Origin of the sequence: Bradyrhizobium sp. BEA-2-5 (assembly GCF_032918025.1) — a bacterium.
In the GTDB taxonomy this organism is placed as follows: Bacteria; Pseudomonadota; Alphaproteobacteria; order Rhizobiales; family Xanthobacteraceae; genus Bradyrhizobium; species Bradyrhizobium pachyrhizi.
This window is the reverse complement of sequence record NZ_CP136629.1, coordinates 5,677,699-5,699,331: the sequence shown is the minus strand read 5'-3', so window position 1 is coordinate 5,699,331 and position 21,633 is coordinate 5,677,699. Positions and strand designations below refer to the sequence as shown.

Here is a 21,633-nt window from a genome sequence, read left to right as displayed (position 1 = left end):
ACCTAAAGTCCTGATTTCAAACGATTAAGCCATTAGACTTGGGGCAGGCTGGATGCTACAGACCGGCCTCGTCGGGATCGCGCGGTTTTCGCGCTCTCTGGAGATGACATGGCGGTTAAGGATTCGGCGGCTCAGGACTCAAAGCGGCGCGTTGCGCTGATCACCGGCGTGACCGGGCAGGACGGCGCGTATCTCGCCGAATATCTGCTCGGTCTCGGCTACACCGTGCACGGCATCAAGCGCCGCTCGTCCTCGTTCAACACAGCGCGCGTCGATCACCTTTACCAGGATCCGCATGTCGGCAAGGTGCCGTTCCTGATGCACTACGGCGACATGACCGATTCGACCAATCTGATCCGCCTGGTGCAGCAGATCCGGCCGACCGAGATCTACAATCTCGCCGCCCAAAGCCACGTCCGTCAGCTTCGAGAGCCCCGAATACACGGCCAATGCCGATGCCATCGGCGTGCTGCGGCTGCTCGAAGCGATCCGCATCCTTGGCATGGAGAAAGAGACGCGGTTCTACCAGGCCTCGACCTCGGAGCTTTATGGCCTGGTGCAGGAGATTCCGCAGAAGGAAACGACGCCATTCTATCCGCGCTCGCCTTATGGCGTCGCAAAGCTGTACGGCTACTGGATCACGGTGAACTACCGTGAAGCCTATGGCATGTTCGCCTCGAACGGCATCCTGTTCAACCATGAGAGCCCGATCCGTGGCGAGACCTTCGTGACCCGCAAGATCACGCGCGCCGTCGCCCGCATCGAGGTCGGCCTCGAAGACACGCTCTACCTGGGCAATCTCGAAGCCAAACGCGACTGGGGTCATGCCAAGGATTATGTCGAAGGCATGCATATGATCCTGCAGGCTGACAAGCCCGACGACTTCGTGCTTGCAACCGGCGAGACGCGGTCGGTCCGCGAGTTCGTCGAGCTGGCGTTTGCCGAGGTCGGCCGCAGCATCGAATGGCGCGGCAAGGGCGTCGAGGAGGTCGGTGTCGACAAGGTGTCCGGCAACACCCTGGTGCAGATCGATCCGACCTATTTCCGCCCGACCGAGGTCGATCTTCTGATCGGCGACGCCAGCAAGGCGCGCGCCAAGCTCGGCTGGACGCCGAAGACGCCGTTCGCGCAGCTGGTGAAGGAAATGGTCGCCAGCGATCTCGTCGAGGCCAGGCAGGACGCAGCGAATGGCAAGCGCTCCGTTTGAGCTGAAGGGCAAAACCGTCTACGTCGCTGGCCATCGCGGCATGGTCGGCTCGGCGCTGATGCGCCGGCTGGCGCGCGAGGAGGCCGATCTCCTGACGGTGTCGCGCAGCGAGGTCGATTTGCGCGACCAAACCGCGGTCAACGCCTGGTTTGCCGCGAAGCGGCCGCAGGTCGTTTTCCTGGCTGCGGCAAAGGTCGGCGGCATCGTCGCCAACAACACGCTTCGGGCCGAATTCATCTACGACAATCTGGCGATCTCGAGCAACGTGATCCAGGCAGCCCACGCCAATGGCTGCGAGAAGCTGATGTTTCTTGGCTCCTCCTGCATCTATCCGAAGCTGGCGCCACAGCCGCTTCGCGAGGACTCACAGGCCCGCTGGAGCCGACCAACGAGCCTTATGCCATCGCCAAGATCGCCGGCATCAAGATGGCGGAAGCTTATCGCAGCCAATACGGCAGCGACTTCATCAGCGTGATGCCGACCAATCTCTATGGTCCAGGCGACAATTATCACCCCGAATACAGCCACGTCGTAGCCGCGCTGATCCGGCGCTTTCACGAGGCCAAGGTTTCGGGTGCCGGCAACGTCGCGGTGTGGGGCACCGGCACGCCGCGCCGCGAATTCCTCTACGTCGACGATCTCGCCGACGCCTGCGTCTATCTGATGAAGACCTATTCCTCGCCCGAACTGGTCAATATCGGCACCGGCGAGGACATCACCATCGCCGAGTTCGCCCGCGTCGTCGCGGAGGTCGTCGGCTATCGAGGCGAGATCAGCTTCGACACCTCGCGTCCCGGCGGCATGCCACGCAAGCTGCTCGACGTCAGCCGGCTGGCGAGGCTCGGCTGGCGCGCCACCACCTCGCTCGAGGATGGCATCGCCCTCGCGTACCAGGCCTATCTGCGCGAGACGAAGTGACGCGGTGAACCTCCCGCCCTCTGACTGAGAATATCTGTCGGCTTGGCGACGCCACGCGGCTAGGATGCCCGTGCCCAAGCGTGCCGCAAGAGCCGCCAGTGCGTCGGAGGAGACATCATGAAGGTTCTACGCCGCCAGTTCCTGCAACTTGCAGCCGCTACGGCTGCGCTTCCGCTCACATTTGGAAATGCAATTGCCGAGACCTATCCGGCGCGGCCGGTTCGCCTCGTGATCGGCTATACGCCCGGCGGTTCGGCGGACCTGACGGCGCGCCTGATGGGACAGTGGCTGTCGGAAAAGCTCGGGCAATCCTTCATTGTCGAGAACCGGCCGGGCGGCGGGACCAACATCGCCACGGAGCAGGCGCTGCGCGCGGCGCCCGACGGCTACACGCTGCTGCTGGTCGCGCCGGCCAATGCGATCAACGCGACGCTCTACCAGAAGCTGCCGTTCGACTTCATGCGCGAGATGGAGCCGATCGCGGGCATCATTCGCTTTCCCAACGTCGTGGTGGTGCACCCCTCGCTGCCAATCAAGTCGATTCCCGAATTGATCGCCTATGCAAAGGCCAATCCCGGCAAGCTCAACATGGCGTCCTCGGGCAACGGCTCGACGATCCACATGTCGGGCGAACTGTTCAAGATGCTGACCGGCATCAACATGCAGCACGTGCCCTACCGGGGCGGGGCGCCGGCGCTCACCGACATGCTGTCCGGCGTGATGCAGGTGATGTTCGACAATCTTCCGACCTGCGCCGAGCACGTCAAATCCGGCAAGCTGCGCGGACTTGCGATCACCAGCACGACCCGTTCGGACGTGCTTCCGGACCTGCCGCCGGTTGCCGACTTCCTGCCGGGTTACGAGGCGAGCGCTTGGTACGGCCTTGCGGCGCCGAAGAATACGCCGCCTGAAATCGTCGACAGGCTCAACAAGGCCGTCAATGAAATCCTCGCCGATCCCAAGGCCAAGGCGCGCTTTACCGAGATCGGCGCGATCATGCTGCCGGGCTCGGCTGCCGACTTCGGCAGACTGGTGGCCGACGAGACCGAGAAATGGGGCAAGGTGGTCAAGTTCGCCGGCGCCAAGGTTGATTAGCTTCGCGCTGCCGCTCGTGGCGGATTTTTTGAAAGCGCCGCCGCCATCGCCGATATCAGCGGCCGCATGAAGAAGGCGTCTTCGGCCGGGTAGATGTCGGTGCGCAGGCCGTGGGACTTGAGCTCGTCCGACACCGCCGGTCCGACGGAAGCGATCGGTGTACGCTCGAATCCCTGGCGTAGCCTGTCCTCGCAACCGCGCGCCCGTGCCACCTCGATCAGGCGGCGGACCTGGCCGAGATTGGTCAGCGCGATGGAATCGATCCGCCCCTGCGCCATTTCCTCGATCGCGGTGACGATGTTGGCGTCGGCGGCTTGTGCATCATAGACATAGGGCAGCACCGTATCGACCTCGGCGCCCTGTGCCTTGATCGCCCCGATCAGGGTGGCGTGATCTTTGTCCGGATAGAGCTGCAGCCCGAGCCGATGGCCGGTCAGGTCGAGCTTCGACAGCATTTCGGCGACGCCTTCCGACGTCGGCTTCTCGGTCGTCATTTGCGGCTCCAGGCCGATCTCGCGCAGCGCGCGGCCGGGCTTGGGGCCGCGGGCGAATTTGCGCGCCTTGGCGAGGCTGCCGACAAACTCCGCCTCGACCCCGAGCCGGCGCACGACCTTCATCAGCCGCCGCAGGCCTTCACCGGTCATCAGCACGAGGTCGTCGAGCGGCCGCTCGATGGCGCGGCGAATCCAGGCCTCGATCGGCGCCGGATCGGGCGCATCGTGGATGGTGAAGGCTGGGCATTGCAGCACGTCGGCGCCCTGCTCGGCGAGCAGGCGGGAAAACTGCGCTTCCTCGCGCGTTTCGAGGATCAGGATGCGGTAGCCGTTCAGCCGTTCAGCCATGATGGTCCCTAACAAACATTGTCGTCATTTGTTCGATTTGACCCCCGCGCCGGGATTGGCGCAAGGCCGCCTGCGGTGTAGACGGGGGCCGAAAATGACCGTTCCACCAGTCTGCTCAAGCTTTGGTCAATTGGCATGCCCGACCATCAATATGTCCTGACCCTGTCCTGTCCGGATCGCCCCGGCATCGTCTCGGCGGTGTCGACGTTCCTTGCCCACAACGGACAGAACATCCTCGACGCCCAGCAGTTCGACGACGTCGAGACCGAGAAGTTCTTCATGCGGGTGGTGTTCACAGCGGCCGATCTTGCCGTGGAACTGTCGGCGCTGCAGACCGGCTTTGCCGCGATCGCCGAGCGTTTCGGCATGGAGTGGCAGATGCGCGACCGCGCCGCGCATCGCAAGGTGATGCTGCTGGTGTCGAAATCCGACCATTGCCTGGTCGACATCCTCTATCGCTGGCGCACCGGCGAATTGCCGATGATTCCGACCGCGATCGTCTCCAACCATCCGCGCGAAGTCTATGCCGGGCTCGATTTCGGCGGCATCCCGTTCCACCATCTGCCTGTGACCAAGGAGACCAAGCGGCAACAGGAAGACGCGGTGTGGAAGCTCGCCCAGGACACCAGGACCGATCTGGTGGTGCTCGCCCGCTACATGCAGATTCTGTCGGACGATCTCTCTGCAAAGCTGTCGGGGCGCTGCATCAACATCCACCACTCGTTCCTGCCGGGCTTCAAGGGCGCCAAGCCCTATCACCAGGCCCATGAGCGCGGCGTCAAGCTGATCGGCGCCACCGCGCATTACGTCACGCGCGACCTCGACGAGGGCCCGATCATCGATCAGGACGTCGAGCGCATCAGCCATCGCGACACGCCTGAGGATCTGGTCCGGAAGGGCCGGGACATCGAGCGCCGCGTGCTGGCACGGGCCATCCGCTACCATCTCCACGATCGCGTCATCCTCAACGGCCGCAAGACGGTGGTGTTCGTGGATTGATCCGCGCTTCACTCGGCCCGCACAAGGCGATGCGCGCTCTGCGGCCGGCCGACCGTGCGCTCAGCGGGCCGCGTCCTGCGGTGCGGTTGCCGGCTTCGCTTCGTCACCGCGCTGGGCCGCAGGCATCAGCCGCTTGCGTTCCCGATCCTGCATGAACTTGTCGTATTCGGGGGTGCCCGGCCGCGGCGGCGCATCCGCCGGCAGGCCGCCGGCCCAGGATGGAATGGTATCGGCCATGCCGGCCGAGAGCTTCTGGTTCATGGAGCTGCATCCCCCGAGCGCGCCGGCCGCGAGCGCGAGGGCAGTCAGGACAGCGATGGGACGCGAGACGATTGGCATGGGAAGCAGGATACAGCCCTGGTCTTTATGGATGATGATCTCGGGCGCGACCGTTCGGCTGCAATTGTGCTTGTTTGTTGACATTGCCGCTGCGTTTGTACGATCGTACAAATGAATCGAGGCCGGCGGCGGTCTTGAATGCGCGAGACCGCTTCTCACGGATTGAGTCTTGTGGAGCGATGTTGGTATCCTGATACTTGGTCTCTGCAGCCAATCCCGATCGCGTCGCGCGCGGCACGCGTCCATCGTCCGATTGACAGAGGGCACGGGGAGACGCCTTGTCGCGTTGCGGCTTGGCCGTGACATGCTTGGGTTAGAACAAGGCAAGAGCCGGGGACCAAGGCTCGATGCAGAACAGCGGAAGGGGGAGGGACGTCGATGTTCAATCGTCGCAAAATGTTGCTGTGGGGCGCCGCTTCGGCCGTGCTTCCCGGGTTGTGCACCAGCATGCCGGCGTGGGCGGACGACACCGTCAAGATCGGTCTGATCCTGCCGATGACCGGCGGCCAGGCCTCGACCGGCAAGCAGATCGAGAACGCGATCAAGCTCTACATGCAGCAGAAGGGCGATACCGTCGCCGGCAAGAAGATCGAGATCATCGTCAAGGACGATGCTGCGATCCCGGACAAGACCAAGACCGCCGCGCAGGAGCTGATCGTCAACGACAAGGTCAACTTCATTGCCGGCTTCGGCGTGACGCCGGCCGCGCTTGCCGCCGCGCCGCTCGCCACGCAGGCCAAGATTCCGGAGATCGTGATGGCAGCCGGCACTTCCATCATCACCGAGCGCTCGCCCTATATCGTGCGCACGAGCTTCACGCTGGCGCAGTCCTCGACCATCATCGGCGACTGGGCGGTGAAGAACGGCATCAAAAAGGTCGCGACCCTGACTTCGGACTACGCACCGGGCAATGACGCGCTCAACTTCTTCAAGCAGCATTTCACGGCCGGCGGCGGCGAGGTGGTCGAAGAGGTCAAGGTGCCACTGCAAAATCCTGACTTCGCGCCGTTCCTCCAGCGCATGAAGGACGCCAAGCCCGACGCGATCTTCGTGTTCGTGCCGGCGGGCCAGGGCGGCAACTTCATGAAGCAGTATGCCGAGCGCGGCCTCGACAAGGCCGGCATCAAGGTGATCGGGCCCGGCGACGTCACCGACGACGACCTGCTCAACAACATGGGCGATGCCGTGCTCGGCACCGTCACCGCGCACCTCTATTCTGCGGCGCATCCCTCGCAGATGAACAAGGATTTCGTCGCAGCCTACAAGAAGGCCTTCGGCAACCGTCCCGGCTTCATGGCCGTGGGCGGCTATGACGGCATCCATCTGATCTACGAGGCGCTGAAGAAGACCGGCGGCGATACCAACGGCGACAAGCTGATCGAAGCCATGAAGGGCCAGAAGTGGGAGAGCCCGCGCGGCCCGATCTCGATTGATCCCGAGACCCGTGACATCGTGCAGAACATCTACATCCGCAAGGTCGAGAAGGTCGACGGCGAACTCTACAACGTCGAGTTCGCAACCTTCGAAGCCGTCAAGGACCTCGGCAAGACCAAGAAGTGACGCGCGAAAGCGCGAACCTCAGATGCGCGATTGCGCATCGGGGGTTCTCGAGAGAATTGAAGACGATTCCGGGTTCAGCGCAAGTGCTGTCCCGGAATGACGAGTCACCATCAGGTTTACCGTCACTCCATGGCCGCTATCCTCACCAACCTGTTCGACGGCGTTGCCTACGGCATGCTGCTGTTCGTGCTCGCCTGCGGGCTTGCGGTCACGCTCGGCCTGATGAATTTCGTCAATCTCGCCCACGGCGCCTTCGCCATGGCCGGCGGCTATATCTGTGCCGTGCTGGTGAATAATTCCGGCTGGCCGTTCTTCGCAGGCCTGCCGCTCGCCTTTGTCGGTAGCGCGGTGATCGGCATCGCGCTGGAGCGCACGCTGTACCGCCATCTCTATAGCCGCAGCCATCTCGACCAGGTTCTGTTCACGATCGGCCTGACCTTCATGTCGGTGGCGGCCGTGGACTACATCCAGGGCTCCTCGCGCGTCTTCATCAATTTGCCGGCCGCGCTCCAGGGCCAGTTCGACCTGTTCGGCGTCGGTATCGGCCGCTACCGGCTGATGATCATCGTGATCTGCGGCCTGCTCACCATCGCGCTTCAGATGGTGCTGGCCAAGACGCGCTTCGGCAGCCGCCTGCGCGCCGCGGTCGATGACCCGCGCGCCGCCAGCGGCCTCGGCATCAACGTGCCGCAGGTGTTTGCCTTCACGTTCGCATTCGGATGCGGGCTTGCCGGCCTCGGCGGCGCACTCAGCGCCGAGATCCTCGGCCTCGACCCGTATTTTCCGCTGAAGTTCATGATCTACTTCCTGATCGTGGTCACCGTGGGCGGCTCCTCTTCGATCACCGGCCCGTTCCTGGCCTCGCTCCTGCTCGGCATCGGCGACGTCGCCGGCAAATATTACGTGCCGAAGATGGGGCCGTTCGTGATCTACACCATGATGATCGTGATCCTGATCTGGCGTCCGAACGGCCTGTTCGGCCGCACGGCGGCACGGTGAGGCGGTCATGACGGCGCTATCAGACGTTTCCACTCACGCGATGGCCAGCGCGCGCTGGCGGGTCAGCGAGGTCGCGTTCTGGGCGCTGGCGCTCGCCTGCGCCTTCCTGTTCCCGTCGCGCTATCTGATCATGACCGACATCCTGCGGCTGGCGCTGTTTGCGATGTCGCTCGATCTCATCCTCGGTTATGCCGGCATCGTCTCGCTCGGCCATGCCGCCTTCTTCGGCGTCGGCGCCTATGCGGCGGGGCTTCTTGCGCTGCACGGCATCGTCAACGAGCCCGTGCTGGCGCTGATCGTCGCCGGTCTTGCCGCGATGGTGCTCGGCTTTGACCAGCTTCCTGGTGATCCGCGGCGTCGACCTGACGCGCCTGATGGTCACGCTCGGCATCGCGCTGCTGCTGGAAGCGCTCGCCGAACGCTTCTCCAACATCACGGGCGGCACCGACGGCCTGCAGGGCATCGAGATGCAGCCGATCTTCGGCGCGATCCCGTTCGACATGTTCGGCAAGGCCGGCTTCTTCTATTCGCTGGCCGTTCTGTTCCTGCTGTTCCTGTTCGCCCGCCGCGTCGTGCATTCGCCGTTCGGCCTGTCGCTGCGCGCGATCAAGAACAATCCGCTCCGGGCCGCCGCCATCGGCATTCCGGTCAACCGCCGCCTGATCGCGATCTACACGCTGGCTGCGTTCTATGCCGGCATCGCGGGTGCGCTGTTCACCCAGACCACTGCGATCGCCTCGCTCGATGTGTTCGCCTTCGAGCGATCCGCCGATTTGATGCTGGTGCTCGTCATCGGTGGCACCGGCTATCTCTATGGCGGGCTGATCGGCGCGGTGGTGTTCCGCATGCTCCAGGAGTTGTTCTCGACCATCACCCCGCAATACTGGCAGTTCTGGATCGGGCTCGTGCTGGTCGTGATCGTTCTGGTCGGCCGTGCGCGCATCCATCGCTGGGTGCTGTTCGTGCCCAACCTGATCATCCGCCAGTTCGCCGGCCGCAAGGCCGCCGTTGCCGTGCCGGAGAGCGACGCGTCATGACGATCGCACTGGAAACACGTGGCCTCGAAAAATCCTTCGGCGCCCTTCGCGTCACCCGCGATCTTTCGCTCAAGGTGATGCAGGGCGCCCGCCACGCGTTGATCGGCCCGAACGGCGCGGGCAAGACCACGGTCATCAACCAGCTCACCGGGGTGCTCAAGCCGAACTCGGGCCGCATCCTGCTCGAAGGCCAGGACATCACCGATCTGCCGGTGCACAAGCGCGTGCTGCGCGGCCTGTCGCGTACCTTCCAGATCAACCAGCTCTATCCCGACCTGACCCCGCTCGAGACCATTGGCCTTGCCGTTTCCGAGCGTCTCGGCCATGGCGGCGACTGGTGGCGACGGATGGGCACGCGCAATGACGTCAACACCGAGATCGCCGAGATCCTGTCGCGCTTCCATCTGCTCGACGTGATGACGGAGCTCACCTCGACCTTGCCCTACGGCAAGCAGCGCCTGCTCGAGATTGCGGTTGCCATTGCCGCCAAGCCGCGCGTTCTGCTGCTCGACGAGCCCGCCGCCGGCGTGCCCGAGAGCGAGCGCCATGACATTCTCGCCGTCGTCGGCGCGCTGCCGCGCGACGTCACCGTGCTCTTGATCGAACACGACATGGATCTCGTATTCTCCTTCGCCGACCGCATCTCGGTGCTGGTCTCGGGCGCGCTGCTCACCGAGGGGCCGCCCGAGCAGGTCGCACGCGATCCGCAGGTGAAGGCTGTCTATCTCGGCGAGGCCGCCGATGCCTGACCTTCTTTCCATCCAGGGCCTGCGTGCCGGATACGGCGACGCGGTGGTGTTGCCCGACATGTCGCTGGCGCTTGCCGAGGGCCAGGTGCTGGCGCTGCTCGGCCGCAACGGCACCGGCAAGACCACGCTGATCAACTCCATCGTCGGCATCGTCAGGCGCTTCGGCGGCAGCATCGCGCTCGCCGGCGCCGACGTCACGACGCTGCGTCCCGACCAGCGGGCCCGTGCCGGCATCGGCTGGGTGCCGCAGGAGCGCAACATCTTCCGCTCGCTGACGGTGGAAGAGAACATGACGGCGGTGGCGCAGCCCGGCCCCTGGACGGTCGAGAAGGTCTACGAGATGTTCCCGCGGCTGAAGGAGCGGCGAAGCAATTTCGGCAACCAGCTGTCCGGTGGCGAGCAGCAGATGCTGGCGATCGGCCGCGCGCTGACCCTCAATCCGAAGGTCCTGCTGCTGGACGAGCCGACCGAGGGCCTCGCCCCCATCATCGTCGAGGAGCTGCTCAAGGCGATCGGGACCATCACCCGGGCGGGCGGCATCTGCTCGATCATCGTCGAGCAGAATGCCCAAAAGATTCTGGGGCTCGCCGATCGCGTTGTGATATTGGAACGCGGAACGATCGTCCACGACGCCCCGAGTGCCGCGCTGAAGGCCGACCCCTCGGTCCTGGAACGCCACCTCGGCGTCTCCGGGGCCAAGGCACATTAGAAGGCACATGAGAAACGTCCGGGAGTTGACCATGCAGCGAACCAGAGCCCCCTTCCGTGCCGACGAGGTCGGCAGTCTCCTGCGTCCGGCCAAGATCAAGGAGGCGCGCGCCAGGCTCGAGAAGGGCGAGATCTCGGCCGACGATCTGCGCAAGATCGAGGATTTGGAGATCGAGAAGGTCGTGCACAAGCAGGCCTCGATTGGCCTGAAGCTCGCGACCGACGGCGAATTCCGCCGCTCCTGGTGGCATTTCGATTTCCTGGCCAAGCTCACCGGCTGCGAGCTGTTCCACCCCGACACCGGCATCCAGTTCGCGGGCGTGCAGACCCGCCACGATGCGGTCCGCGTCATCGGCAAGCTCGACTTCCCCGACAACCACCCGATGCTGGATCACTTCCGCTTCCTGAAGAAATACGCCGACCAGGCCCACGTCACCGCCAAGATGACGATCCCGTCGCCGGCGGTGCTCCACTTCCGCGGCGGCCGCAAGTCGATCTCCAAGGACGTCTACCCCGATCTCGATGCGTTCTACGAGGATCTCGGCAAGACCTATCGCAAGGCGGTTAAGGCGTTCTACGACGCCGGTTGCCGCTATTTGCAGTTCGACGACACGGTGTGGGCCTATCTGTGCTCGCAGGAGGAATTGCAGAAGTCGCGCGACCGCGGCGACAATCCGGACGGCCTGCAGGAGATCTACGCCCGCGTCATCAACTATGCGATCGCCGACCGTCCGTCCGACATGGTGGTGACGACGCATGTCTGCCGCGGTAATTTCCGCTCCACCTGGATCTCCTCGGGCGGCTACGAGCCGGTCGCCGAGACCATGCTCGCCGGCACCAACTACGACGGCTACTTCCTCGAATACGACAGCGACCGCGCCGGCGGCTTCGAGCCGCTGCGCTTCCTGCCCAAGGGCAACAAGGTCGTCGTGGTCGGCGTCATCACCTCGAAGTTCGGTGAGCTCGAGAAGAAGGACGATATCAAGCGCCGCCTGGAAGAAGCCGCCAAGTTCGCCCCGCTGGAGCAGCTCGCGCTCTCGCCGCAATGCGGCTTTGCCTCGACGGAAGAAGGTAACGTCCTCTCCGAGGAGGAGCAATGGGCCAAGCTGCGGCTCGCGGTCGAGGTCGCGAATGAGGTGTGGGGGAAGTGACGCGCTAGCGTCATTCCGGGATGGTGCGCGAGCACCAGACCCGGAATCTCGAAATTCCCCGGGGCGCAATTGCGCCCCTGAGGTTCGACGCTGCGCGTCGCCCCGGAATGACGCTGTCCCGTCGCACCATCACCGCTCCGCCAGATAGACCTCGCCGAGCAGCGACGAATTCGACCACGGCACCTGCTTGCCCTTGGTCGCGGCGACGACCTCGGCGCGGACCCGGGTCAGCATCTGCTGCACCTCGAGGCCGGGCGTGCCGACATGGCGCGACAGCGCCGCCGAGAACGGGCTGTTGGCGCCTTCGCGGTCGAGGGCGACCTGGCCCGGCGCGGTCGCAAACGCGATCAGCGTGCCGGCGCCGAGCGTCGAGCCCGATCCGAGCGAGGCGGGCGCGGCAAGGCCGGAGCCCGCTTCGATGCCGCGGCTTGGACCTGCGGAGGCCAGCTGCGGCGCCATCGGATTGTTGCGGCAGGCATCGAGGATCAGGATGTTGGTGCGGATCTGGTCGTCGAGCCCGGCCATGATGGTGTCCATGTCGACCATCGCGTCGGTCATGCGCGCGCCCGCCCTGAACTCGATGTCGACCGGCACGAGATAGTTGCGGCCATCGACCTGCACGCCGTGACCGGCATAGTAGACCACGGCGATCTGCGATCGCGCCGCCTCGCGCAGGAAATCGTGGATCGTCTTCTGCATCGTGTCGCGATCGAGATCGAGCCCCTCGGAGACGGTGAAGCCGATGTCGCGCAGGCTCCTGGCGATGGCGCGCGCATCGTTGGACGGATTGGGCAGCGCCTTGACATGCGCATAGGCGCCGTTACCGATCACCAGCGCGAGGCGCCGGCCGGTTGCTGCCGCCGGGGCCGCGCGGCGGGCGGCGCCGGTGCCGGTGTCTTGACGGAAGCGGCCGGTGGCGCGGCCGGGCTGCTCTCGGCGGCCGGCGCCGCCGCGGTCTTGCGCGGTGCCGCGTCGGCTTCCTTGAGCAGCGCGAGCCGCACCTTCGCGGTGGCCTGGTTGGCCTTGCTGCCGGCATCGGACGCCACGCCTACGAGCACCGCGGCGTAATCTTCCTTGGCATGCGCAGCATCACCCTTCGCTTCATAGCTCAGGCCGCGCTGGGTATAGGCCGAGATCAGCACGCTGCCGGGCGGCGTCATGATGTTGACGGGCGCCTTGGCTTTGGCGAGCCGGATGGCCTCCGACGTGTCCGCAATCGCGCGCTCGATCTCGCCCTTGGCGCGCCAGATCACGGCGCGGCTGATCAGCGGCTGCGGCAGCGACGGGTCGATCCTGACCGCCTCGTTGATGTCGGCGAGCGCGCCGTCGAGATCGCCGAGCGCACGCTTCGAGGCGCCGCGGTTCTGATAGGAGAAGGCTGACTTCGGAGCGGCCTTGATCGCGGCGTCATAGTCGGCGATCGCCTTGGCATAGTCGCCCTTGCTGCGATAGGCGTTGCCGCGGTTGTGGAAGATGATGCCGCTCGGCGGCCCCATGCGCAGCGCATCGTTGAAGTCGGCGATCGCGATGTCGTACTCGCCTTTGTCGAAATAGGCTGAGCCGCGCAAATTGTAGACGGCGGTGCTGGGCTTGAGGCGCAGCGCCTCGGTGGCGTCGGATATCACCTGGGCGTAGTTGCCCTTCTTGTTCCAGCCGACCGCGCGCCAGAAATAGATGGTCGCGAGCTTCTCGCCGGAAAACACCTTCAGCGCGATGATCTTGGTGCAGGCGTCGATCATCTGGTCGGCCGGCGTGGTCTCGGTCGTGCAGAGCGGACCGAGCTGGGAGTGCGCCTGGGCGAAACAGGGCGCCGACGAGAGCAAAGCGGCAAGGAGGGCGGGGATCAGGAGCAGGCGGCGCATCGGTCATCCGGGGTAAGGCCGTCATGGCGATCGATGACGGCAGGGCGGTCCAAGAGACCGGTCCAGGGGGCGGTCCATGACTGTTTGGTGATCGGGCAGCAGAGGGGGTTCAACTGGTGGGAAAATGGTGATAAGACGCTGCCAGTCATCATTTCTGCCCACTCTTGTCCCACTCGCCGTTGCCCACCCAAGGCGCCATGAAGAACGACGAAATCCTGAGCCAGATCACGGAGTTCTGCCGCAAGGCGGACATGGCGGAATCGACGTTCGGCCGGCGCGCGGTCAATGATGGGAAGCTCGTGCACCGCCTGCGCGAGGGAAAACGCATCACCATCGACACGCTGGACCGCATCAACGGCTTCATCGCGACCTCGACGCCGGGCGGCGTGGCGCCGCCGCGCGGCCTCGTGGTGCCGCCCGAGAAGCGCGATCCACGCGGCAATTTCCGGTTCTTCGAGAACCGCCAGAAATACCTGCTGTTCGTCCACACCTGCAGCGAAAAGCGAGTGATCGCAGATAGGGTCGCGCTGGAACTGGCCTCCATCCATCCGCGCCCGCCGGCCTTGCGCCTGTTCGATGCCGGCGTCGGCGACGGCACGGTGCTGGCGCGGGTGCTGCGCGCAACGCATCAGCGCTTTCCGCACATGCCGTTCTATGTCGCCGGCAAGGAGCTCAGTCTGGAGGACCTGCGCCTGACCCTCGAAAAGGTGCCCGACCGCCTGTTCGAGCATCCGGCCAGCGTCTTCGTGTTCACCAACATGTATTACGCCGAGGCGCCGTGGCTGACGCCCAAGAACTCCGCGGCGGCCGCCAGCATGATCTGGCACGAGGTGGCGCTGCGGGGCGCGTCCTCGGGTGAGTTCGAGGCCCAGATCGCCGAACTCGGTCCGTTCCTGGAGCAGAACTGGCGCGCCAATCTCAGCCCCGGCAATGCGATGCCGATCTATGAGCGGCCGGTGGCGCTGGTCCTGTACCGGGACGATCACCGGTTCCTGCTCGATTCCATCATTCCGCGGGCCGGCCGCACCGAAGCCAATTTCGATCTTGTGATCGCCTCGCAGCCCTACCGTGCCAAATCCTCGGTGAACTTCCGCGCCAAGCGGATCATCGCGCCGCTGGCCCGCGCGCTGCGCGGCGGCGGACGGCTGATAGGAATCCACTCCCACGGCGGCGATCCCGGACTTGAAATGATTCAAGCCGTCTGGCCCGGAGAAAATCCTTTCGCCGTCAGCCGTCATGAGATACTGCGCGCGGTGAAATACGAGTTGGGCTCCGCCGGCCGCGAGCTGAACTTCAATGCCTACGCGGACAACCGTTCGATCTTCAGGTATGATATGGAAGCTCTGCCCAACGAGGTCACGGGCACTATCGGAACCTCGACGGCCTTTGCAGCGTGGAATGCGGCAGTGTATGTCGCTCAGATTGAGGACGACCGGTTGACGGAAACGACCGAAAACGGACGAGCTCTCGAGGCCACGCGCGAAGTTCTCCGCAAACACAACGGGCTGTGGTTCTACGACGAATCCTACGTCATCTCGCGGCGACGAGACTGACATGCCGGGGACATATTCACCAACCAACGTCGGACTTCGACTTAACAAGGGGTTTGCTTGATGCGCGCGTCCTATCTCTTCACCAGCGAGTCCGTGTCCGAGGGCCATCCGGACAAGGTCTGTGACCGGATCTCCGACGAGATCGTCGACCTGTTCTATCGTGAAGGGCCGAAGGCGGGCATCGATCCGTGGGCCATCCGCGCCGCCTGCGAGACGCTCGCAACCACCAACAAGGTGGTGATCGCCGGCGAGACCCGCGGTCCGAAGTCGGTGACCAACGAGCAGATCGAGAGCGTCGTCCGGGGCGCGATCAAGGACATCGGCTACGAGCAGGAGGGCTTCCACTGGAAGACCTGCGACATCGAGATCCTCCTGCATCCGCAGTCGGCCGACATCGCCCAGGGCGTCGATGCGCTCCAGCCGGGCGAGGTCAAGGAAGAAGGCGCGGGCGACCAGGGCATCATGTTCGGTTACGCCACCAACGAGACGCCCGACCTGATGCCGGCGCCGATCTTCTACGCCCACAAGATCCTGCGCCTGATCTCCGAAGCCCGTCACTCCGGCAAGGAGAAGGTGCTCGGTCCGGATTCCAAGAGCCAGGTCACCGTGCAGTACGAGAACGGCAAGCCGGTCGGCGTGCGCGAGATCGTGGTCTCGCACCAGCATCTGGTCGAGGACCTCACCTCCAAGCAAATCCGCGACATCATCGAGCCCTATGTGCGCGAGGCGCTGCCGAGTGACTGGATCACGCCAAAGACGATCTGGCACATCAATCCGACCGGCAAGTTCTTCATCGGCGGTCCCGACGGCGACACTGGCCTGACCGGCCGCAAGATCATCGTCGACACCTATGGCGGCGCGGCCCCGCACGGCGGCGGCGCGTTCTCCGGCAAGGATCCGACCAAGGTCGACCGCTCGGCGGCCTACGCTGCGCGCTACGTCGCCAAGAACATCGTCGCGGCCGGTCTTGCCGACCGCTGCACGCTCCAGCTCGCCTACGCCATCGGCGTCGCGCGTCCGCTGTCGATCTACATCGACACCCACGGCACCGGCAAGGTGCCGGAGGATCAGCTCGAGAAGGCGGCGGCACAGGCGATGGATCTCACGCCCCGCGGCATCCGCACCCATCTCGACCTCAACCGCCCGATCTACGCGCGGACGTCTGCCTACGGCCATTTCGGCCGCACGCCCGACAACGAGGGCGGCTTCTCCTGGGAGAAGACCGATCTCGTCGAGCCGCTCAAGCGCGCGCTCTGATACTCTTACCTCGCCCCGCTTGCGGGGAGAGGTCGCCGCGAAGCGGCGGGTGAGGGGGACTCTCCGCGAACTCAACGCGCGGATGGAGCCCCTCACCCCGACCCTCTCCCCGTAAGAACGGGGAGAGGGAGAAGGCCGCGCCGCAGGCGTTCGGCTCGCTTTGTTACTGACACACTGGATTCACCGATTAGGAAACAGACATGAACGCCCCCACGAAGCCCGGCTTCACCGATTACATCGTCAAGGACATTTCGCTCGCCGATTTCGGCCGCAAGGAGCTCTCGCTGGCCGAGACCGAGATGCCCGGCCTGATGGCCACCCGCGAGGAGTACGGCCCGAAGCAGCCGCTGAAGGGCGCGCGGATCGCCGGCTCGCTGCACATGACGATCCAGACCGGCGTGCTGATCGAGACGTTGGCCGCGCTCGGCGCCGACATCCGCTGGGTCTCCTGCAACATCTATTCGACGCAGGACCACGCTGCCGCCGCGATCGCGGCCGCCGGCATTCCAGTCTTTGCCGTCAAGGGCGAGACGCTGACCGAGTACTGGGACTACACCGCGAAGCTGTTCGACTGGCACGGCGGCGGTCACCCGAACATGATCCTCGACGACGGCGGTGACGCCACCATGTACGTCCATCTCGGTCTGCGCGCCGAGAACGGCGACGCCGCCTTCCTCGACAAGCCCGGCTCCGAGGAAGAGGAAGTCTTCTTCGCGCTTTTGAAGAAGCAGCTCAAGGAGAAGCCGAAGGGTTACTTCGCCGCCATCGCCAAGAGCATCAAGGGCGTGTCCGAGGAGACCACCACGGGCGTGCATCGTCTCTATGACATGCAGAAGGCGGGCACGCTGCTGTGGCCGGCCATCAACGTCAACGACAGCGTCACCAAGTCGAAGTTCGACAACCTCTATGGCTGCCGTGAATCGCTCGTCGACGGCATCCGCCGTGGTACCGACGTGATGCTGTCGGGCAAGGTCGCGATGGTCGCGGGCTTCGGCGACGTCGGCAAGGGCTCGGCCGCCTCGCTGCGCCAGGCCGGCTGCCGCGTCATGGTGTCGGAAGTCGATCCGATCTGCGCGCTGCAGGCCGCGATGGAGGGCTACGAGGTCGTGACCATGGAAGACGCCGCGCCCCGCGCCGACATCTTCGTCACGGCCACCGGCAACAAGGACATCATCACGATCGAGCACATGCGCGCGATGAAGGATCGCGCCATCGTCTGCAACATCGGTCACTTCGACAACGAGATCCAGATCGCGGCGCTCCGCAATCTGAAGTGGACCAACATCAAGCCGCAGGTCGACGAGATCGAATTCCCCGACAAGCATCGCATCATCATGCTGTCGGAAGGCCGCCTCGTGAACCTCGGCAATGCCATGGGCCATCCGTCCTTCGTGATGTCGGCATCCTTCACCAACCAGACGCTGGCGCAGATCGAGCTGTTCGCCAACAACAAGGACGGCAAGTACGAGAAGAAGGTCTACGTGCTGCCGAAGACGCTCGACGAGAAGGTCGCCCGCCTGCACCTCGCCAAGATCGGCGTCAAGCTCACCGAGCTGCGCAAGGACCAGGCCGACTATATCGGCGTGAAGCAGGAAGGTCCGTACAAGTCGGATCACTACCGGTACTGATCCGCGCCCGCAGCGATCGATCACGTGAAGAGCCCCGGCATCGCCCGGGGCTTTTTGCTGGGGTGACGCGGGTGACAGATGGGCCGTCTTCGCGGCGGAACGACTCTCTGACGTCGCCAAATACCCGTCGTCGTCCCTGCGAAAGCAGGGACCCATACGCCGCAGCGGGTGTTGGGAGCGGGACTCATCGTCCCAGCATCGTTCAACAATCAGCATTTGTGGTTATGCATGCGCACTCGTCGGTCGCGCACGCGGCGTCCACCGCATCTCACCACAACACCCGTGACGATGCGCAGGCGCCCCTCGATCGGGTGAGACGGGGAAACCATACACCGAGTTGTGCTTCGGGCTTGCGCCGTCGGGCAACTCAGTGGCACGCGCGCGCGAGGAGGGAGCCGGACGAGCGGGCTTACCTCACGGTCTTTCGGTCGCCCGCACCGTGCCGTGCCCCAGTTGCCATGAGATCTCGCCCGCACAATCGCGCAGCGCGGCGGCGATCGGGCTGTCCCAGCGCGCGTCGAAAGTGCCTTCCGGCCCCATCGCGGTGATGACCAGCGCGACATGGCCGGAATGGTCGAACACCGGCGCCGAGAATGCGTTGACGCCGGGCAGGGGATCGCCGAGCGCACGGGCAAGGCCGTGCTTGCGGACCTCGGCGAGTATCTCGGCCGTCTTCGCGTCCGCCGGCGGACGTTTCGGATTGTAGCCGACGCCGAGGCGGTCGAGGCCGCTCTCGAGCGCGGTCCTGATCGCGTTCGGCGGCATGAAGGCGGCGAAGGCGCGGCCGGTCGCGGTCTCGAGCAGCGCCACCACCGATCCGACGCGCATCGCGATATGCACCGGATGGCTCGGCTCCTCGAGCCGCACCACCGTCGCGCCGTGGGTGCCCCAGACCGACAGCGACACCGCGTGATTGATGCTGTCGGCGAGCGCTGCGATCCGCGGCGTTGCGATCCGTACCGCCGACTGCCGGCGCAGGCTGATCAGGCCGAGCTCGAGCGCCAGCGCGCCGATCTCGTAGCGGCCGGTGGTCTCGTCCTGCTCGATCAGGCCGATGCGGGAGAAGCTGGCGAGATAGGGATGCGCCTTGGCCGGCGTCATGCCGGCTTCGCGGGCGAGATCGCGCAGCATCATCGGCTCGCCGCATCTTGCGAGCGCGCGGAGCAATTCTCCGCCGACCTCGATCGACTGGATGCCGCGGCTTTCTCTCTTCATGTGGCCCTGCCAGCTCCCACAATGTGCTTATACGGCGAGAAACCCTCCGTCGACCGGCATGGTCACGCCGTTCACATAAGATGCCAGCTCCGATGCGAGGAACACCACCGGGCCGACCAGCTCCTCCGGCTGCCCGACGCGGCCGAGCGGCGTGCGGCCGAGAAATCCGGCGAGCCGGGCAGGGTCGTTGCGGGTCGCTTCGGTCATCGCCGTTTCGATCACGCCGGGCGCGATCGCATTGACGCGAATGCCGTCGGCGGCAAGCTCGCGGGCGAGCGCCTGGGTGAGGAGCTTGACGCCCCCCTTGGACGGCGCATAGCCCAGCGTATCGGCAACGCCGAGGAAGGACGCGATCGAGCCGAGATTGATGATCGCGCCGCGCGTCTCGCGCAATGCCGGCAGGAAGGCGTGGGTGACGTTGAACGTGCCGGTCAGGTTGACGTCGAGCACCCTCCGCCAATTCTCGCCTGCACGGGGCGAGTCGATGCCCTCACGGATGATGATGCCGGCATTGTTGACCAGGATCGCGATCGGCCCGACCTCACGCGCCGCACGCTGCGCCAGCGCAGAGCACGCCGCCGCATCGGTGACATCGAGCTCGAACGGCCACGCCGCGCGGCCGCGCTGGCCAATGTCGGCCGCGGTCTGCTCGGCGCCGGCGCGATCGATGTCGGTCACAACAACGTCCGCGCCATGCGCCGCGAGGCCAAGTGCGATGGCGCGACCGTTGCCGTGCGCAGCGCCGGTCACCAGCGCGCGCTTGCCGGCGAGCAGGGTCGCCATCGCGCTCATGCCGCGCTTCTTTCCGCCGCCACGCCGGCAATGTGCTTGCCCGCAATGTAGCCGAAGGTCAGCGCCGGCCCAAGCGTGATGCCGGCGCCTGGATAATTGCCGCCCATGATGCTCGCCATGTCGTTGCCGGCGGCATAAAGGCCGGGAATCACCCGGCCCTCGGCGTCGAGCGCCCGCGCGTTCTCGTCGGTGACGATGCCGGCATAGGTGCCGAGATCGCCGATCACCATCTTGATAGCGTAGAACGGTCCGTCCTCGATCGGCGCGACGCAGGGATTCGGGCCGTGCAGTGCATCGCCCTGGTAGCGGTTATAGGCTTTCGAGCCCTTGCCGAAGGCGGCATCGCGGCCCTCCGCAGCGGTGGTGTTGAACTCCGCGACGGTCGCCTCGAGCGCCTTGGCGTCGATGCCGGCCTGCGCGGCGAGCTCCGCCAGAGTCGCGCCGCGCTTGAGATAGCCGGTCTTCAGATGATGGCCGAGCGGCATCGGGCGCGGCGGCACGCAGCCAAGGCCGTATTTGCGCAACGTCTTGTGGTCGCAGACGAGGAACGCGGCGATCTCCTCGCCCGGCTTGGCCGCCTTGACCATGGCCTGGACGAAGTCGTGATAGGAATTGCCTTCATTGGCAAAGCGCTTGCCGTCGCCCATCACCGCGATCACGCCGGGCTTGGCGCGATCGATGAAATGCGGCATCACGCCCTTCGATCCGTCCTTGCGCGTGGTCAGCGACACCGGCACCCAGGCTGCCGCGTTTGGCAGCGAGTCGTCGACGCGGCCGCCGGCGGATTCCGCAAGGCGCAGGCCATCGCCGGTGTTGCCGGTCGGGCCCGGCGAATAATGCTCTTTTCCGGTCGGGGCGTGCGGGAACATCTTCTGTCGTCGCGCGACGTCATGCGGAAAACCGCCGCAGGCGAGCACCACGCCACGCTTGGCGTTGACGCGGATCGCGCGCCCTTCACGCACGACGACCGCGCCGCGCACCGTGCCGTTCTCGACGATCAATTCGCGTACCGGCGAGTTGAGCCAGAGCGGGATCTTGAGGTCGAAGGCGGATTTCGCCAGCCGGCCGGCGAGCGCGTTGCCGTTGGTCAGCGTCATGCCGCGGCCGTTGCGGATCACATCGATGGCGTGTTTCGACAGGCGCTTGGCGACGTAGACCGCGGAGGTCAGCGACTTCGTCACCCGCATGAAATGGATGATCTCCTTGCCGGAGCCAAGCATCATGCCGAACACGGTCAGCTCGGGCAGCGGCATGCCCAGCGTCTTGATCTGATCACCGAGCTCGCGCCCGTCGAACGGCCGCGTCACCATGGAGCGGCCGCCCTGGGCGCCGCCGGGCGCCTCCGCGTGATAATCCGGAAACACCAGCGGCATGTCGAAGCGCAACGCGGTCCTGGTCGTGAAGAAATCGACCGCCTCGGGGCCGGCGCTCAGGAAGGCATCGACCCGCGCGGCGTCGTAATTGTTGCCGGCCTCGTGGCGCAAATAGGTGCGGGCCTGTTCCGGCGTCTCCTCGATGCCGTAGGCCTTCGCCAGCGACGTCCCGGGAATCCAGAGCCAGCCGCCGGAGCGCGCGGTGGTGCCGCCGAAGCGCGGCTCCTTCTCGACGACCAGGACCTTGAGGCCGTGATGGCCGGCGGTGACCGCCGCCGACAGCCCGGCGCAGCCGGAGCCGACGACCAGCGCGTCGCAATCATAAGCTTCTTCGTTGGCCACGCGATCG

At 65.2% G+C, this 21,633-nt stretch carries 15 protein-coding genes and 4 pseudogenes; 13 read left to right on the top strand and 6 right to left on the bottom strand.

Translation table 11 applies throughout. The annotated features are described in order from the left end of the window. Nucleotides 1-108 precede the first annotated feature (108 nt). The 3 genes and pseudogenes from gmd to RX327_RS26935 all read left to right on the top strand — a co-directional run bounded on the left by gmd (nt 109) and on the right by RX327_RS26935 (nt 3,220). Nucleotides 109-1,207, top strand: a pseudogene (gene gmd, locus RX327_RS26945) (GDP-mannose 4,6-dehydratase). Further along, nucleotides 1,188-2,125, top strand: a pseudogene (locus RX327_RS26940) (GDP-L-fucose synthase family protein). The pseudogenes gmd and RX327_RS26940 overlap by 20 nt, the downstream one beginning before the upstream one ends. Before the next feature lie 117 nt (nt 2,126-2,242). Then, nucleotides 2,243-3,220 (top strand): tripartite tricarboxylate transporter substrate binding protein, encoded by a 978-nt coding sequence (locus RX327_RS26935; RefSeq protein WP_050384603.1) that lies wholly within the window; start codon nt 2,243-2,245, stop codon nt 3,218-3,220. On the opposite strand, the gene RX327_RS26930 is transcribed toward RX327_RS26935, so the two are convergent. Continuing rightward, on the bottom strand, nt 3,217-4,062 hold the full coding sequence (locus tag RX327_RS26930; protein WP_317247641.1) for a uroporphyrinogen-III synthase: 846 nt from the start codon (nt 4,060-4,062) through the stop codon (nt 3,217-3,219). The genes RX327_RS26935 and RX327_RS26930 overlap by 4 nt on opposite strands. Before the next feature lie 135 nt (nt 4,063-4,197). Here RX327_RS26930 and purU point away from each other — a divergent pair, with 135 nt between their 5' ends. Continuing rightward, entirely contained in the window at nt 4,198-5,061 is an 864-nt protein-coding gene (purU, locus tag RX327_RS26925; RefSeq protein ID WP_317247640.1) for a formyltetrahydrofolate deformylase, read from the top strand. A gap of 60 nt (nt 5,062-5,121) precedes the next feature. Here the strand turns inward: purU and RX327_RS26920 are convergent, their stop codons facing one another. After that, the gene (locus tag RX327_RS26920) at nt 5,122-5,400 is read right to left on the bottom strand and encodes a hypothetical protein (protein WP_050384639.1); all 279 of its coding nucleotides are present in this window, start codon (nt 5,398-5,400) and stop codon (nt 5,122-5,124) included. 378 nt (nt 5,401-5,778) lie between these two features. On the opposite strand from RX327_RS26920, the gene RX327_RS26915 reads away from it, so the two are divergent. The 6 genes and pseudogenes from RX327_RS26915 (at nt 5,779) to RX327_RS26890 (ending at nt 11,604) form a co-directional block, all read left to right on the top strand. Beyond that, nucleotides 5,779-6,960, top strand: a complete 1,182-nt coding sequence (locus tag RX327_RS26915; protein ID WP_317247639.1) for an ABC transporter substrate-binding protein — start codon at nt 5,779-5,781, stop codon at nt 6,958-6,960. A 129-nt stretch (nt 6,961-7,089) separates the two neighbouring features. Continuing rightward, on the top strand, nt 7,090-7,959 hold the full coding sequence (locus RX327_RS26910) for a branched-chain amino acid ABC transporter permease (protein ID WP_317247638.1): 870 nt from the start codon (nt 7,090-7,092) through the stop codon (nt 7,957-7,959). 7 nt (nt 7,960-7,966) lie between these two features. Further along, nucleotides 7,967-8,996, top strand: a pseudogene (locus RX327_RS26905) (branched-chain amino acid ABC transporter permease). Continuing rightward, nucleotides 8,993-9,745, top strand: a complete 753-nt coding sequence (locus RX327_RS26900; RefSeq protein WP_317247637.1) for an ABC transporter ATP-binding protein — start codon at nt 8,993-8,995, stop codon at nt 9,743-9,745. Before RX327_RS26905 ends, RX327_RS26900 begins: the two are co-directional and overlap by 4 nt. Continuing rightward, on the top strand, nt 9,738-10,454 hold the full coding sequence (locus RX327_RS26895) for an ABC transporter ATP-binding protein (protein WP_317247636.1): 717 nt from the start codon (nt 9,738-9,740) through the stop codon (nt 10,452-10,454). The genes RX327_RS26900 and RX327_RS26895 overlap by 8 nt, the downstream gene beginning before the upstream one ends. Before the next feature lie 31 nt (nt 10,455-10,485). Further along, nucleotides 10,486-11,604, top strand: coding sequence for a cobalamin-independent methionine synthase II family protein (locus RX327_RS26890; RefSeq protein WP_317247635.1), 1,119 nt, complete (start codon nt 10,486-10,488; stop codon nt 11,602-11,604). A gap of 129 nt (nt 11,605-11,733) precedes the next feature. Here the strand turns inward: RX327_RS26890 and RX327_RS26885 are convergent. Continuing rightward, nucleotides 11,734-13,466 (bottom strand): annotated as a pseudogene (locus RX327_RS26885) (caspase family protein). 197 nt (nt 13,467-13,663) lie between these two features. Here RX327_RS26885 and RX327_RS26880 point away from each other — a divergent pair. From RX327_RS26880 to ahcY, 3 genes are all read left to right on the top strand, one after another. After that, the gene (locus tag RX327_RS26880; RefSeq protein ID WP_317247634.1) at nt 13,664-15,019 is read left to right on the top strand and encodes a hypothetical protein; all 1,356 of its coding nucleotides are present in this window, start codon (nt 13,664-13,666) and stop codon (nt 15,017-15,019) included. 60 nt (nt 15,020-15,079) lie between these two features. After that, the gene (metK, locus tag RX327_RS26875; RefSeq protein ID WP_317247633.1) at nt 15,080-16,276 is read left to right on the top strand and encodes a methionine adenosyltransferase; all 1,197 of its coding nucleotides are present in this window, start codon (nt 15,080-15,082) and stop codon (nt 16,274-16,276) included. Between the two features lie 200 nt (nt 16,277-16,476). Continuing rightward, complete coding sequence (gene ahcY, locus RX327_RS26870) at nt 16,477-17,904, top strand: adenosylhomocysteinase (protein WP_317247632.1); 1,428 nt, start codon at nt 16,477-16,479, stop codon at nt 17,902-17,904. Nucleotides 17,905-18,318: 414 nt separating this feature from the next. Here the strand turns inward: ahcY and RX327_RS26865 are convergent, their stop codons facing one another. Genes RX327_RS26865 through RX327_RS26855 form a run of 3 tightly spaced genes read right to left on the bottom strand, consistent with a single transcriptional unit; the run spans nt 18,319 to nt 21,626 of the window. Then, nucleotides 18,319-19,119: an IclR family transcriptional regulator gene (locus tag RX327_RS26865; protein ID WP_317247631.1), complete on the bottom strand. Its 801-nt coding sequence runs from the start codon at nt 19,117-19,119 to the stop codon at nt 18,319-18,321. Between the two features lie 27 nt (nt 19,120-19,146). Continuing rightward, nucleotides 19,147-19,911: an SDR family NAD(P)-dependent oxidoreductase gene (locus RX327_RS26860; protein WP_082190594.1), complete on the bottom strand. Its 765-nt coding sequence runs from the start codon at nt 19,909-19,911 to the stop codon at nt 19,147-19,149. Continuing rightward, nucleotides 19,908-21,626: an FAD-dependent oxidoreductase gene (locus RX327_RS26855; RefSeq protein WP_317247630.1), complete on the bottom strand. Its 1,719-nt coding sequence runs from the start codon at nt 21,624-21,626 to the stop codon at nt 19,908-19,910. Before RX327_RS26855 ends, RX327_RS26860 begins: the two co-directional genes overlap by 4 nt. Nucleotides 21,627-21,633 lie beyond the last annotated feature (7 nt).